This window comes from Stenotrophomonas sp. YJH_SMC_48-3, from assembly GCF_059369375.1.
This window is the reverse complement of record NZ_JCAFSQ010000002.1, coordinates 350,352-364,063: the sequence shown is the minus strand read 5'-3', so window position 1 is coordinate 364,063 and position 13,712 is coordinate 350,352. Positions and strand designations below refer to the sequence as shown.

The following is a 13,712-nucleotide window of genomic DNA, read 5'->3' as shown; positions in this document are numbered from 1 at the left end:
CCGGGCACCCCGGCTCACAACTTCAGGTCGAGCAACCCATCACCCAGATCCTCGTCAGACAACGTCTGCTGGATCAGGGCCCGATGCGCCTGCTCGCTCCACAATTCGAACTTGTCGCCCATACCGAGCAATACCGCCTTCTTTTCAATGCCCACCGCACCGCGGTGGCTGGCGGGGATGCTGATGCGACCGTTGCCGTCCAGTTCCAGATGGGCGGCCGAGCCGACCAGCTTCTGCTGCAACAGGCGCACGACGCGCTGGGTGTTGGGCTTGGACATGACGTCGTCGCGGACCCGCTCCCATTCCGACTCTGCATACAGCCACAGGCAGCCGGCTTCGAACGGGTTGTAGGTCAGCACGAGACGGTTGTTGCTGGCGCGCGCGACGAGGTCGCGGTAAGCGGTGGGAACCGCCATGCGCCCTTTATCGTCAACTGTGATGGCCGTCTCGCCCTGGAACACGACGCGTGCACCTATCCTTCGCCCGGTGAAACATTGAACCACGAAAACCCACAAAACACCCGGATTTCCCTCTGATGCCCACCTTAGCAGCGGCCGAAGGGTTGTCAACAACTTTTCAGCGGGGAAATCGCCAGCCGCATCAATGGCTTGCAACAACCTTTAGAGAATTGTTCAAGGCTTATCCACAAGTTGCTGATCCGTCTCAATTTTTGAGATTGAACGGAAGTTCAGGGGTGTGGACAGAGCGTGAAACATCGCTCGCGCATTCATGCGGGACGGGCAGGAAGCGGCGCCAGACTGCGCAAACCGTGCACAATGAGGCCATGTGCCTGCTCGCTCTTGGCTGGATGCACCACCCGCGCTGGCGGCTGGTGATGACCGGCAACCGTGATGAGTTCCACGCCCGCCCGACAGCGGCGCTGGCCCCCTGGCAAGATGAGACCTCCGTCATCGGGGGGCGCGACCTGCGCTCCGGCGGCGGCTGGGCCGGCGTCGGTGCGGGTGGACGCATGGCCGTGGTCACCAATGTCCGCGACCCGCTGGCCGCACAGACCGGTCCTTCACGGGGTGCGCTGGTGGCCGACTTCCTGCGCGGCCGCGACCCCGCCGCCGTGCATATCGACCGACTGGCAACGGTGGCCGGCGCCTACGCCCCATTCAACCTGCTGCTGGCCGATAGCGACAGCCTGGAGTTCCTGGGCAACCACCCTGCCGAGCGCCAGCGCCTGGGCCCGGGCGTGCATGGCATGTCCAACGGCGCGCTGGACGCACCCTGGCCGAAGACCCGACGACTGATGGCCGCGCTTGAAGCCTGGTTCGAGGCCGGCGATGAGGACCTGACCCCGCTCTGGGCCGCCCTGGCGGACGAACATCGCCCCGCCGACAGCGACCTGCCCGACACCGGCATCGGATTGGAACGCGAGCGCTGGCTGAGCCCGGCCTTCATCCGCGGCGACGACTATGGCACCCGCGCCAGCACGGTGCTGCTGATCGATGCCGAAGGGCACGGGCAGATCCACGAGCGTCGCTTCGGCCCTCAGGGCGCAGCCAACGGACAGAGCCACGTCATTTTCTGACCCGGCCGTCCCGGCCACTGGGCGGATTCTCTTGCCAGCGGGGTAGTGCCGGCCGCTGGCCGGCAACCTTTGGATGCTCGGATTCGCCATGAAGCTGCCGGCCAGCGGCCGGCACTACCCACAGCGCGCTGTCGCGATCCACGCGCCGGCAGCCGTCAGCGCAGCGCGCCTGATACGTCATTCAGCTTCCAGCCGCGACCGCGATCCGCCCTCGCCAGAGGGCTTTCAGCATCGCAGCCACCCGACTGTGCCCTTTTCGCAATCGGCCCTGTGCCTATAAATGTCGGCCCTGACCTCCCAGGGTGGTCAGGCCCGGCACTTCGCCGCGCGATCGATCGCAACCACAAGGAGGCCCCATGCGCCGCATCCTCATCCTGCTCGCCACCCACCTGCTCACCCTCGGCCTGGGCTTCGGCCTGGGCGTCTATCTCCTGCCGATCCTGATCGCCCCCGATGACCCGCCGGTTGCGCAGGTGCAGGCGGCCATGAAAGACGCCCCCTACCGCACCACCTTTCGCCGCGACCTCAAGGGCAGTGATGCGGTGCATTGGGCGGAAGGCAACGTCAGCGTCAGCCCGCGCCAGGTCGCGTTCGACGGCAAGATGGGTCCGGGTCCGGATTACAAGGTGTACCTGGTCCGTGACTTCGTCGACAACAAGGCCGATTTCCTGAAGATCAAGGCACAGGCCCAGCGCATCGGCGAGGTGAAGACCTTCAACCGTTTCCTGGTGGACGTGCCTGAAAGCGTCAACGTGGACGATTACACCACCGTAGTGGTGTGGTGCGAACGGTTCGAGCAGTTCATTTCCGCCGGGCAGTACCGCACGCCGGGTTGAACAACATCCCAAGCATCTGGGCGAAGAGCAGCCGAGCATGGCTCGGCTCTACTGTAGAGCCGAGCCATGCTCGGCCTACCGTAAGAAAGAGGCGGAGCCGGCCGATAAGCCGGGTTCTGTCGTGGACAGTCATTCCTCTAGGCGTTACGTCACCGCAACGCTCAAGCAACCTACCCGGATCCAACGCGGGCCGCGCCAAAGGATCCCTATTTGGTCTTGCTCCAGGTGGGGTTTGCCGTGCCGGTCTGTTGCCAGACTCGCGGTGCGCTCTTACCGCACCATTTCACCCTTACCGGCCTTCCGAAGAAGACGTAGGCGGTATCTTTCTGTTGCACTTTCCGTCGGCTTGCGCCGCCCAGGCGTTACCTGGCACCTTGCCCTATGGAGCCCGGACTTTCCTCGGCACCCCGAAGGGATGACGCGACTGTCTGGCCGACTCCGCCAGCGCGTATTCTAGCGTACGCACGCCCTTCCTGCCGTGCCGGTCGCGGCGACCTGTTCATCCATGCACGCGTGGCGTGGATCTACCGATGCCGCTGCCCTGGTGGGTGCGGATTCCGCTCTGGTGGGTGCGGATTCCGCTCTGGTGGGTGCGGACCTTGGTCCGCACGATCCATCAACTGCCGTACAACGCCTTGCGCGGTGCGCCGGTCAGTTCCGCGGCCAGCTTTGCAGCGGTCGACGGCGGCAGATGCTCGCTCAGCTTGGCGTAGACGCGGCGGCCATGCGCCAGCTGCGCTTCCTCATCGTCGCCGGCGCCCTGCACCATCACCACGAACTCGCCCTTGCGCTGGTTCTCGTCAGCTTCCACCTTCGCCAACAGGCCGGCCAGGTCACCGTCGAGCACGGTCTCGAACAGCTTGGTCAGCTCGCGGGCCAGCACCGCCGGGCGCTCGCCGCCGAAGATCGCCGCCATGTCGGCCAGCGACTCGGCGATACGGTGCGAGGATTCGTAGAACACCATCGTGCGCACTTCGCCGGCCAGCGCCTGCAGGCGGTCGCGGCGGCCGCTGGCCTTGGCCGGCAGGAAACCCTCGAAGCTGAAACGGTCGCTGGGCAGGCCGGCCACGCTCAGCGCGGCGATGGCGGCGCAGGCACCGGGCACCGGGCTGACCTTGATACCCGCCGCGCGCGCGGCACGCACCAGGCGGAAACCGGGGTCGCTGACCAGCGGGGTACCGGCATCGCTGACCAGCGCCAGCGACTCGCCGGCCTGCAATCGCGAAACCAGGCGCTGCGCCAGGGCCTCTTCATTGTGTTCGTGCAGGGCCACCAGCGGTTGCTGGATGCCGAAATGGGACAGCAGCTGGCCGCTGCGGCGGGTGTCTTCGGCACAGATGGCCGCCACCGAACGCAGCACCTCCTGCGCGCGCGGGCTCAGATCGGCCAGGTTGCCGATCGGGGTGGCGACGACGTACAGGGTTGGCACACTCATTTCAGCGGTACTCACGGGGCAAGGGTAGAATCGTAGCGTGTACCCGGCCAAGGCCGCTGCCCTCATCGCATGGACCCGATCATGAACAAGCCCGCCGCACGGATCTCCGCCCTGTCGTTGTCGCTGATGCTGCTGGCCGGCTGTGCCACCACCAGCCTGACCAGCGCGCCCGAATCGCCGGCCCAGAGCCAGGCGCTGGCGCTGATCGAACAAGGCAAACCGCGCGACGCCGCCCTGCAGCTGGAAGCGCTGGCCGCAACCCTGAAAGGTGGCGCCCGCAGCAATGCCCTGGCCGATGCCGCCTGGGCCTGGCACCTGGCCGGCGACAGTGCCCGCGCGCGCAGCCTGCTTGGCCAGCTCACCGCCCGCCAGCTGTCCGGCGCCAGCCTGCAGCGCTACCAGCTGACCGGCGCCGAGCTGGCACTGGCCGACAAGCAGCCGGCGCAGGCCCTGGCCCTGCTGAAGGAACAGGGCGACAACGTCTACCCCGCGCTGCGCACGCGCTGGCACGTAGCCCGCGCCAACGCGCTGCAGGGCACCGGCGATGCCTTCGGTGCCGCCACCGAGCGCGCCCGCGCCCACGCCAGCCTGACCGGCAGCGCGCGCAGCGAGAACCAGGCCGCCATCGCCGGTCTGCTCGGTACGCTTGACGATGCCACCCTGCGCAGCCGTGCCGCTGCCCTGCCGGCCAACGACCCGCTGTACAACTTCGCCGGCCGCGCACTGATCGCGCGCGGCCTGCCGCTGCCGCGCCCGTTCGACCGCGATGGCGCCGCCCAGTTCGACACCAGCAAGCGCCCGCCGGCGATGAGCGACGGTTACCGCCCGCCGGCCAAGCTGGCCGTGCTGCTGCCGCTCAGCGGCCGCCTGGCCACCGCCGCGCAGCCGGTGCGTGATGGCCTGCTGGCCGCGTACTACGGCGAGACCCGCCGCCGCCCGGACATCAACTTCATCGACACCGCCGGTACCCCGGCCGGTGCGCTGGCCGCCTATGACAAGGCCGTCGCCTCCGGCGCCGACTTCGTGGTCGGCCCGCTGGGCCGCGACGAAGTGGATGCGGTCTATGGCCGCCAGCAGCTGCAGGTGCCGGTGCTGGCCCTGAACCGTGGCAAGGACGCGCCGCCGGCCGGCAGCGCCGGCTTCTCGCTGGCACCGGAAGACGACGGCATCGTCGCTGCCGAATATCTGCGCGGCCGCGAGCGCGGCAAGGCGTTGGTGATCAACAGCGCCGACGATACCGGCCGCCGTGCCGCCGCCGCCTTTGCCCAGCGCTTCGCCCAGCGTGGTGGCCAGGTGGTGGCTACCGTCGGCGTCAGCGACGCGGTTGGCGATGTCGGTGCGCAGGTGCGCAATGCCGGCCAGGTCGATGCCGTGTTCCTCGCCGTGCGCGCGCCGCAGGCCCGCCTGCTGGCGCCGCAGCTGGCGCTGGCCGGTGCCGGTGGCGCCACCCGCGTTGGCACTTCGCAGCTGACCGTCGGCAGCGGCAAGGTGGAAGAAGACGTGGCGCTGGACGGCATCGTCTACCCGAACGAAGCCTGGAACGTGCGCAGCGTGTCCGGCCTGCCCTCGGCCAGCCAGGTCGCCAGCACCCTGCCCAGCGCACGCGGTGCGGCCGGCCGCCTGTTCGCCTTCGGCGCCGATGCCTGGAAGATCACCGCCTACCTGGACAAGCTGTCCAACGAAGGCGGCCTGGACGGTGCCACCGGCACCCTGTTCCTGGACAGCAATGGCAACATCCTGCGCCAGCCGGCCTGGTCGACCTTCAATGGCGGCCGGCCGATGCCGATCGTCGGTGGTCGCTGAGCGCAGCCAACGTGGCTCGGCGGTGGAAGCCGCCGCCGAGCAGCATCTGCAACAGGCCGGACTGCGGCCGCGTGCGCGCAACGTGCGTTATCGCGGCGGTGAACTGGACCTGGTGATGGACGATGCCGGCACCGTGGTGTTCGTGGAAGTGCGCTATCGCGCGCGATCCGATTTCGGTGGCGGCGCGGCCTCGGTGGATGTGCGCAAGTGTCGGCGCCTGGCACATGCCGCATTGTTGTACCTGCAGGACAATCCCGCGCTGGCCGATGCGCCGTGCCGTTTCGATGTGGTGGAAGCCACCGGCGAGCCGCCGCAGCTGCACTGGCTGCGCGATGCGTTCCGATTGGATGACTCCTGATGGCTACTCTTTGCCGGCCAGCGGCCGGCACTACCCGTCGGACCTGCAGCCGGCCCACGGCCGGCACTACCATGGTACGTGACTGATGCCTTCGATCATCACCCATGCCGCTGTGCCGTTGGCGCTGTGGTGCGCCGCGGATCGTGGCCGCATTCCTGCGTGGTTGCTCGCTGCGGGTGTGGTCGCGGCGATGCTGCCCGATGCCGATGTACTGGCCTTTGCCCTGCACATTCCCTATGCCGATGCGTTCGGCCATCGCGGTGCCAGCCATTCGTTGTTGTTTGCCGGGGTGTTGGCGGTGCTGGCCGCGGTGTGGGCGTTCTTTGGTAGTCGCCGGCCTTGGTCGGCGGATGTGTGCCAACCAAGGTTGGCATCTACCGTACAAGCCGCTGCATTCGTCTTCGTCTGCGCCGCCAGCCATCCACTGCTGGATGCGATGACCTCCGGTGGCCTCGGCGTTGCCCTCGCCTGGCCGTGGAGCGAACAACGCTTCTTCGCACCGTGGCGACCGATCCGCGTGTCACCGTTCGCGCCCCAGTTCTTCAGCGCGCGCGGCATCGCCACCCTGCTCTCTGAACTGCGCTGGGTGTGGCTGCCGCTGGCCGGCGCCGTTGTTGCCTGGAAACTGATCCAACCCGCCCCTGCTGTCCCGCGAGATCCATCATGAGTACTGTCCTGCCCGCCGCGTTGGTTGCCGAACTGTCCGCCCTGCTGGGTGCCGATGGCTGGCGCATGGATGACAACGCGCTGGAGGCGAACGCACAGGACAACTCGTGGCGCCACCAGCGCCCTGCCGCCGTCGCGCTGCCCGCCAGCATCGAACAGGTGCAGGCGCTGGTGCGTGCCTGCCGTGCGCATGGCGTGGCACTGGTCGCGCGCGGCGCGGGCACCGGCACCACCGGCGCGGCCGTGCCGTTGCCGGGCAGCATCGTGCTGTCGTTCACCCGCATGGACCGCATCGTGGCGATCCGCGCCGGTGATCGCTGCGCGGTGGTGCAGCCGGGCGTGCTCAATGGAACCCTGCAGCAGGCGCTGGCCCCGCATGGCCTGTTCTGGGCGCCGGACCCGTCCAGCGCGGAGATCTGCAGCGTGGGTGGCAACCTGGCCTGCAATGCCGGTGGCCCACGCGCGGTGAAGTACGGCACCAGCCGCGACAACGTGCTGGGTCTGGTGGCGGTGACCGGCACCGGCGAGGTGATCCGCTGCGGTGGTGCCTACACCAAGGATTCCACCGGCTACGACCTCACCCACCTGCTGGTGGGCAGCGAAGGCACGCTGGCGCTGATCGTGGAAGCCACCCTCAAGCTCACCCCGCTGCCGGTCAGCCAGGCCGGACTGCGCGTGCTGTACCGCGACGCCGATGCGGCCGCCGCCGCAGTGTCACGCCTGATGTCGCAGCCGGTGGTACCCACGCGCCTGGAATTCATGGACGCGCGCAGCCTTGAGCTGCTGCGTCTCAACGGTGCGGACGTGCCGGAGGCCGGTGCGATGCTGCTGGTGGAAGCCGATGGTGACCACGACACCCTGCCCTATCTGCTGCAGGCACTGGCCAGCGCCGCTGAAGGCGACGGCATGATCGAACTGGACGTGGCGATGGAAGGCCGTGCACGCGACCAGCTGTGGGCCGCGCGCAAGGCACTGTCGCCGGCACTGCGCAGCGTCGCGCCCGGCAAGATCAATGAAGACGTGGTGGTGCCGGTGTCGCGCATTCCAGAGCTTGTGGCTGGCGTGCAGGCATTGGCGCGTGACTACAGACTCACCATCGTCACCTTCGGCCATGCCGGCAACGGCAACCTGCACGTCAACATCCTCTACCATCCGGAGGATGCCGACGAAAACGCGCGCGCGCATGCCGCGCTGCCGAAGATCTTCGAGCTGACCCTGGCACTGGGCGGCACGCTGTCGGGCGAGCACGGCATCGGCCTGGCCAAGCGCGATTTCATGGCGCAGGCCTTCACCCCGGCTACCTTGGTGACGATGCGTGCGATCAAGGCCGCGCTGGACCCGGATGGGATTCTCAACCCGGGCAAGGTGCTGCCGCCGGCATAGATCGCGCGCACTTCTGTAGAGCCGAGCCATGCTCGGCTGCTCTCCATTCCGTTCGCGAAACTCCCGCGCTGCGCGCGAAAGCCGAGCGTGGGCTCGGCTCTACAAGGGCTTGTCGCCTGCAATATCGCTCAGGGTCTGCCGGAAACTGGGCAGCAGCACGCGATTACCGTGCCCACTCAGATGATCGTTGTCGAAGAACAACGGTCCGCCCTCTTCCACGGCCGAACAGGTCTGCGGCCCACACAGCAGCGGCAGTGGATCCCACACCGTCAGCGATGGATAGAGCGCTGCCAGTTCGGACAGCAACGCCATCTGCGGCGCTCGCAGCCTGTCCAGGTCGGCGCGCCGCATGCTCAGGCCCCCGGCACAAGCCGGGTTGCGGCGGTTGAACCAGTCCGAACAGCGGTACGCACCGGCCTTGAACAACGGCAGTGGTGCATCCAAAACCACATGCACGCCCAGCTTCTGCAGACGTCCAAGAACACGATCAGCCTCATCACGCGCGGCCTGCGCATTGGTCGGGGTGCGCTCGGCAAGCAGTTGACGATAGATTTCCTGTGCATCCTGCCGCTGCCAGTCGAATCCACGCAGCTCCGGCATGCGCAATGCCGCCAGCAGCACGAAGTCACCGGGGCGCGCCTCGCGCTCGATGGTCGACAGCGCGTGCTCGATGAATGCCTGGCAGTCGGACGGGCTGGCCCGCAGCAGATTGACGAAGCTGCAGCCGCCACGATCATCCTGACGCACCTCCATGCCGGTCTGGCGCGCCACCATGCTGGTCATCGTGCGATAGGCCGCCGCATGCGAATCCCCCACCACGAACAGCCGCCGCCCTTCGAGCGCCGGCGCGCTCACCGGCTCCAGCGGACGCCATGCCGGGTAGCGCCGCGCCTGCCATGCATAGCCGTCACGGGTAACGCTCAGCGAGACCTGCTCGTGGTACTCCACGGTGGCCCAGGCACCCGCGCCACACAGCGCCACCACCGGCAACGCCATCGCCAGCACCTTGGCCGGTGCCAGCCGCAGCAGGGGTGCTGCACGGCGCAGCGGACGTTCGATGAAGTGGTAGGACGCAGCGGATACCGCCAACAGCAGCACCGGGTACAGCCACAGTGCCGCTCCCTGCAGACCGTAGGTCCAGCGCAGCAGCACCAGCAACGGCCAATGCCACAGGTACAGCGAATAGGACAAGCGCCCCAGGTAGGCGAGCGGTGCGCAGCCCAGCGCGCGGGCGATGCGCGATGACCCCGCTGTCGACACGCTCGCCAACAGCAGCAGGGTACCGGCCACGGTGGCCAGCACGCCCGGCACCGGCATCGCCAACTGCGGTGCGATCAGCGCACCTGCGGCCAGCAGCGCCAGACCGACCACTGCAACCGCATCACCGTTCCGGCCCGGCGTACGCGTGCGCATCCACTGGTAGAGCAGCGCGCCCGCGGCCAGCTCCCAGAATCGCGCCGGCAGCAGGTAGAACGCTGCCGCTGGTGCCGATTGCGCCTGCCAACCTGCCCACGCCAGCGACAGCGCGGTGAGCACCGGCAACAGCCAACGCGACCACGGCCAGCGCTCACGCCCGCGCAGCCAGACGAAGAACAGCAGCGGGAAGACCAGGTAGAACTGCTCCTCCACACCCAGCGTCCACGTGTGCAGGAACGGGTTGAGTTCGGCGCCGGGTGAGAAATAGTCGTCCTGCTGCCCAGCCAGCACGATGTTGCTGAAGCCGACCAGCGCGGCCCAGCCGGTCTGGTCGAACTGCTCGTTGCGCCACGCGCGGGGAATGAACAGCGCCGACAGCACGAAGGTGGCCATCAGCATTACCAGCAGCGCCGGCAATAGGCGCAGCACGCGTCGGCGGTAGAAGTCGAGCAGCAGTGCGCCCAGTGATGCGTTGGCACGCGACGCCAGCGACTGGCTGATCACGAAGCCGGACACCACGAAGAACAGGTCCACACCGGTGAAGCCGCCGGGCAGCCATGCCGCATTGGTGTGGAACAGGATGACGGCCAGCACCGCCAATGCGCGCAGGCCGTCAATGGCCGCATTGTGGGAACGTTCGGGAGGGGACATGCGGGTGACCGGCAGCGAGCGATCCGGCAGCATCGCCACCGTTTGCGCAGTCATTCAATGGACGATCGCGACAGACGTGGACAACGTTCAGGTCCAGTCCCGGATCGGCGCGATTGTAGAGCCGAGCCATGCTCGGCTGCTCTTCGTTCAGATCGCGATGAGCCGAGCGTAGGCTCGGCTCTACGGCAGCAGCCAGGGGTCAGAGCCCATTGCCCAGGCAATGGGATCCGACCCCGCTGCACGCCCGCTTACCAGGCCTTGCGCAGGCCCAGCTGGCCGCCCACGTTGCGGTAACCGTGGTCGCCGCGCTGCACGGTCAGGCCACCCCACGCACCCCAGCGCTGGCCCAGCTTCAGCTCGGCACCGGCCTGCACCTCGTAACGGTTGCGTGGCACGTCCGCGCCCAGCGTGTCACCGTTGAACTGCAACGTGCTGGCGCCGCTGCCACGCAGCCAGTTCACGCCCAGGTACGGCTGCACGGCATTGTCGGCTGCAGTGCCATGGCCAAACACACGCACGCCCAGGCGCCCGCTCAGGCCACCGGCATCGGCGTGGTCGATCACCGTGCCGTTGCTCTCCACGTGGCGATCGGCGCGGAAATCGACATGGCTCAGCTGCAGTTGCGGCTGCACGTACAGCGCGCTGGCGGCACCCTGCCACACGTTGAAGGTGTAGCCGGTCTCCAGCGACACACTGGCCATGCGCGAATCGTAGTGCTCCGGCGCCAGGCCGATGCCCTGCACCCGGTTATCGAAACGGCCGTGCTGCAGGTTCGCATCAACGTACGCACCCTGCGTACCGTCAGCCGCCTGCAACCAGGTGCCGTACACACCCACGGCACTGCCACGCACCCGCCCCTTGGCGCTGTAGCCGGTCAGATCGGACACTGCACTGCTGTCAGCACGCCCCGTGCCCAGCATCACGCCGAACGCTGCATTGCCCCGGCGAACCAGCTCACTGCCGATCTGCAGCACCGAGGTGTTGCCATCGATCGACAGTTGACCGCCGACCGCGCTGAAGTCCGCCTGCTGCCGGCCCACACGCGCCCACGCGGCACGGCCTTCATCCAGCGATACGGCCCCGATACGGTCGTTCAGACGATGGGAAAACATGTTGATGGCTGCTGACTGGTTTGCCAGATAGGCACCGGCTTCCGGGCGCAGTACCGGCGGCGGCAGGATCGGATTGATTGGATCCACCGGATCCGTCGGGTCGATCGGATCCGGGCCCGGATCGACCGCGCACCCCGGCGCAGCCGGGTTGTCCTGGCAGACATCGAACCATTGCGAACGCAGATACCAGTTGCCATCGGTGGGATCCGTCACGCCCCCCTTGAACAGGAAATACTCGTACGATCCGCCCACCGCGCGGCCGCTCAGTGCGTAGCTCGCCAGTGATGCACCGTCGATCTCGATCAGTTGGATGCCATCCTTTGTCTGCGCACCCACCCCACCGATGTTCTTCACCGCGATCAGCGCATCGCCGGAGGTATCGCCGCGCACGTGCAGGCGATCCATCGCGCTGTCATCGCCGGCCAGCGCGCCCTGGAACAGGAACGTGGCCCCTTCGCTGTGCAGGTCGCCGTCCACGGTGAGCGTATTGAAGCGACCACTGCCGTCAGACAGTGCCACGCCACTGTTGAGCACCTGAAGTTCGCCTACCGTGGCATCACCGCTCAGTGTCCACTGGCTGCCGCTCTCGATCGCCATCGTCTGCACCAGGTCGGAACTGCCCTGCCACAGCGACCCATCCGCCAGCCGCACATGCACATTCGACTGTGGTGGCAGGCCTGCGTCCTCGTCCTCCGGGGTGATGACGATGTCGCCCACCATCTGCGAGCCTCCGCCCAGTGCAACATCGAAACGTCCGGCCACTGCGGCATCCAGTGCCAGCGCGATGCCATTGCCGCCCGATACCACCGCGCCGTTGGACAGGGTCAGGCCCGGGTCGCGGCTGCTGCGCAGCCATACACCGCCATGCTGGGCGCTCACCAGCGAACCGCCATCGATTTGCATACGACCGTTGTCATTGATCACCGCTGCCCATGCGCCTTCGCCTTCGGTGCGCACGTGGGTGTTGTTCAGCGTCATTTCGCCGGTGCCGCCAGACAGCACACCGTGTGAGTTGACGCCGGTGGTGCGCACGACACTGTCGGCCAGATGCACGGTGCCGCCCAGGCGCGCGATCGCGCCAACGGCGCCCGGGCCCTCGGTCAGGATGTCGATCTCGCTGGCAGTTGCGACCGGACGAACACCCGCCGCGCCTTCTGCATACAGGCCATGACCGTTCTGGCCGAGAGTGCGCAAGCGGCTGGAGGTGACGTGAGCGGTGCCGCCCAGCACCGAGATCGCCTGCCAATAGATGCCATCGGAGGTAATGGTCGAACCTTCGACCATCAGGTCTCCGTTCTCCACCAGGATGCCGACGCCGTTCTGGGTGGTGATCGAGGAGCCGGTCACCTTCGCCACGACATCGCGCTGGTTCATGTTGATGCCCGTCGAAACACTGTCGAGTTGACTGTTCTGGAGGGTCAGGTCAGCACCTTCGGTCATATGGATGCCGTAGTGACCGGACAGCTCCACTCCCATCAGCCGCAGCACACCGCCTCCACCGGTGGCGAAGCTGACAGCACTGGCGTTGTCTCCGCGCGCATGGACGCTGCCGCCACGCATCTCAAGCTCTCCTCCTACGAACAAGCCCATGCCCGAGCGTTCGTGGGTGAGATTGATGTCCACATCTTCCAGCAACACCTTGCTGCCCAGGCCCGCCAACACGCCCGAGGCACCTGCACCACTGCCGTTGATCTGGACCGAACGCAGCGTCACATCGCTGCTGCCCTCTGCCCACAGTCCCTGCCCGCTGCTGCCTACTTCGATGCGGATGCGTTCTGCCTGGAGCGTTCCGCCAACAGCCTCAAGACCATTGGACTGGCTTCCGTGGACGGTGATAGTGCTGTCATGGATCTGCGCCTCGCCGCCGCGGACTGTCACTCCGTGTGACAGTCCGCCACGGGTGACGATATCCACACGCTCCAGCTGGATGCGCCCGGCGAGCGACTCAGCGCCGTGCGAGGTGGTTCCCAACGTCTCGATGCGCGTACCAACGGCCTGAACGTGCCCCCCGGCGGATGCCGATAGACCCGCCGCGCCCCGGCCGGTGGTCATGACCTGCCCGCCGTTGAGCTGGATGCTGCTGCCCACGCCCTCAGCCCGTGCGGCGGCGGCACGCAGCCCGTCGGTGCGCAGATTGACCTCGCCGGCTGGAATGATGGTGCCGCCGTTTACGGCAAGGAACGCATGACCGGCCGGATTGCCGGGCTCGACCGGCTCGGTCGTGGCGTAGTCGCCGGCCGCTGGGTTCTGCTCATCGCCATCGGCAACGACCTGCTGCGCCATCGCTGGCGAAACGATGGCCAGCGCGAGGGCCAGTGCCGAGTACAGGCGGCAACGCGAATACGGTAGGTGCATGACAGCTCTCCATGAAAGGAGCGCCATGTTCGGCATCTGCGGGGCAATCCAACATCGAATGCGTTGCAATGCCGGTGCGGCGCATTGCCGCAGCTGAAGCACTGTCTGAACGGGCGCCGGCCAGAGCAGGGGATGCAAGCACGCTTTGCAACTAATTGCA

General features: G+C 67.3%; 10 protein-coding genes and 1 other RNA gene. 6 read left to right on the top strand and 5 right to left on the bottom strand.

From position 1 onward, the window contains the following. Positions 1-14: 14 nt before the first annotated feature. Positions 15-461 carry a division/cell wall cluster transcriptional repressor MraZ gene (mraZ, locus tag AC5P65_RS04485; RefSeq protein WP_004143635.1) on the bottom strand — a complete coding sequence of 149 codons (447 nt, stop codon included), beginning with the start codon at positions 459-461 and terminating at the stop codon, positions 15-17. 323 nt (positions 462-784) lie between these two features. Here mraZ and AC5P65_RS04480 point away from each other — a divergent pair, with 323 nt between their 5' ends. Together AC5P65_RS04480 and AC5P65_RS04475 are read left to right on the top strand one after the other, a co-directional pair. Next, the gene (locus AC5P65_RS04480) at positions 785-1,537 is read left to right on the top strand and encodes an NRDE family protein (RefSeq protein WP_180832829.1); all 753 of its coding nucleotides are present in this window, start codon (positions 785-787) and stop codon (positions 1,535-1,537) included. Between the two features lie 356 nt (positions 1,538-1,893). Then, complete coding sequence (locus AC5P65_RS04475; protein WP_047290306.1) at positions 1,894-2,373, top strand: DM13 domain-containing protein; 480 nt, start codon at positions 1,894-1,896, stop codon at positions 2,371-2,373. A gap of 89 nt (positions 2,374-2,462) precedes the next feature. On the opposite strand, the gene rnpB is transcribed toward AC5P65_RS04475, so the two are convergent. Next, positions 2,463-2,813: RNase P RNA component class A (gene rnpB / locus AC5P65_RS04470), an RNA gene on the bottom strand. Positions 2,814-2,989: 176 nt separating this feature from the next. Then, a complete protein-coding gene (gene rsmI / locus AC5P65_RS04465) occupies positions 2,990-3,808 on the bottom strand; it encodes a 16S rRNA (cytidine(1402)-2'-O)-methyltransferase (protein WP_019661063.1) in 819 nt (272 codons plus the stop codon). An 81-nt stretch (positions 3,809-3,889) separates the two neighbouring features. On the opposite strand from rsmI, the gene AC5P65_RS04460 reads away from it, so the two are divergent. From AC5P65_RS04460 to AC5P65_RS04445, 4 genes are all read left to right on the top strand, one after another. Further along, positions 3,890-5,611 (top strand): penicillin-binding protein activator, encoded by a 1,722-nt coding sequence (locus AC5P65_RS04460; protein ID WP_180832830.1) that lies wholly within the window; start codon positions 3,890-3,892, stop codon positions 5,609-5,611. Next, on the top strand, positions 5,601-5,969 hold the full coding sequence (locus AC5P65_RS04455) for a YraN family protein (RefSeq protein ID WP_031270824.1): 369 nt from the start codon (positions 5,601-5,603) through the stop codon (positions 5,967-5,969). The genes AC5P65_RS04460 and AC5P65_RS04455 overlap by 11 nt, the downstream gene beginning before the upstream one ends. An 85-nt stretch (positions 5,970-6,054) precedes the next feature. Beyond that, positions 6,055-6,636: a metal-dependent hydrolase gene (locus AC5P65_RS04450; RefSeq protein WP_111098022.1), complete on the top strand. Its 582-nt coding sequence runs from the start codon at positions 6,055-6,057 to the stop codon at positions 6,634-6,636. Then, the gene (locus AC5P65_RS04445; RefSeq protein ID WP_180832831.1) at positions 6,633-8,018 is read left to right on the top strand and encodes an FAD-linked oxidase C-terminal domain-containing protein; all 1,386 of its coding nucleotides are present in this window, start codon (positions 6,633-6,635) and stop codon (positions 8,016-8,018) included. Before AC5P65_RS04450 ends, AC5P65_RS04445 begins: the two co-directional genes overlap by 4 nt. A gap of 99 nt (positions 8,019-8,117) precedes the next feature. Here AC5P65_RS04445 and AC5P65_RS04440 read toward each other — a convergent pair whose 3' ends face one another. Both AC5P65_RS04440 and AC5P65_RS04435 read right to left on the bottom strand, forming a co-directional pair. Then, entirely contained in the window at positions 8,118-10,139 is a 2,022-nt protein-coding gene (locus tag AC5P65_RS04440) for an acyltransferase family protein (RefSeq protein ID WP_180832832.1), read from the bottom strand. Positions 10,140-10,333: 194 nt separating this feature from the next. Further along, positions 10,334-13,552 carry an autotransporter family protein gene (locus AC5P65_RS04435; protein WP_495215447.1) on the bottom strand — a complete coding sequence of 1,073 codons (3,219 nt, stop codon included), beginning with the start codon at positions 13,550-13,552 and terminating at the stop codon, positions 10,334-10,336. Between the last annotated feature and the right edge of the window lie 160 nt (positions 13,553-13,712).

What these genes read in the sequence shown, in the direction of transcription:
- AC5P65_RS04480 (WP_180832829.1), top strand. Translation starts at nt 785, where the DNA reads ATGTGCCTGCTCGCTCTTGGCTGGATGCACCACCCGCGCTGGCGGCTG.
- AC5P65_RS04475 (WP_047290306.1), top strand. Translation starts at nt 1,894, where the DNA reads ATGCGCCGCATCCTCATCCTGCTCGCCACCCACCTGCTCACCCTCGGC.
- rsmI (WP_019661063.1), bottom strand. Translation starts at nt 3,808, where the DNA reads ATGAGTGTGCCAACCCTGTACGTCGTCGCCACCCCGATCGGCAACCTG.
- AC5P65_RS04460 (WP_180832830.1), top strand. Translation starts at nt 3,890, where the DNA reads ATGAACAAGCCCGCCGCACGGATCTCCGCCCTGTCGTTGTCGCTGATG.
- AC5P65_RS04450 (WP_111098022.1), top strand. Translation starts at nt 6,055, where the DNA reads ATGCCTTCGATCATCACCCATGCCGCTGTGCCGTTGGCGCTGTGGTGC.
- AC5P65_RS04445 (WP_180832831.1), top strand. Translation starts at nt 6,633, where the DNA reads ATGAGTACTGTCCTGCCCGCCGCGTTGGTTGCCGAACTGTCCGCCCTG.
- AC5P65_RS04440 (WP_180832832.1), bottom strand. Translation starts at nt 10,139, where the DNA reads ATGACTGCGCAAACGGTGGCGATGCTGCCGGATCGCTCGCTGCCGGTC.
- AC5P65_RS04435 (WP_495215447.1), bottom strand. Translation starts at nt 13,552, where the DNA reads ATGCACCTACCGTATTCGCGTTGCCGCCTGTACTCGGCACTGGCCCTC.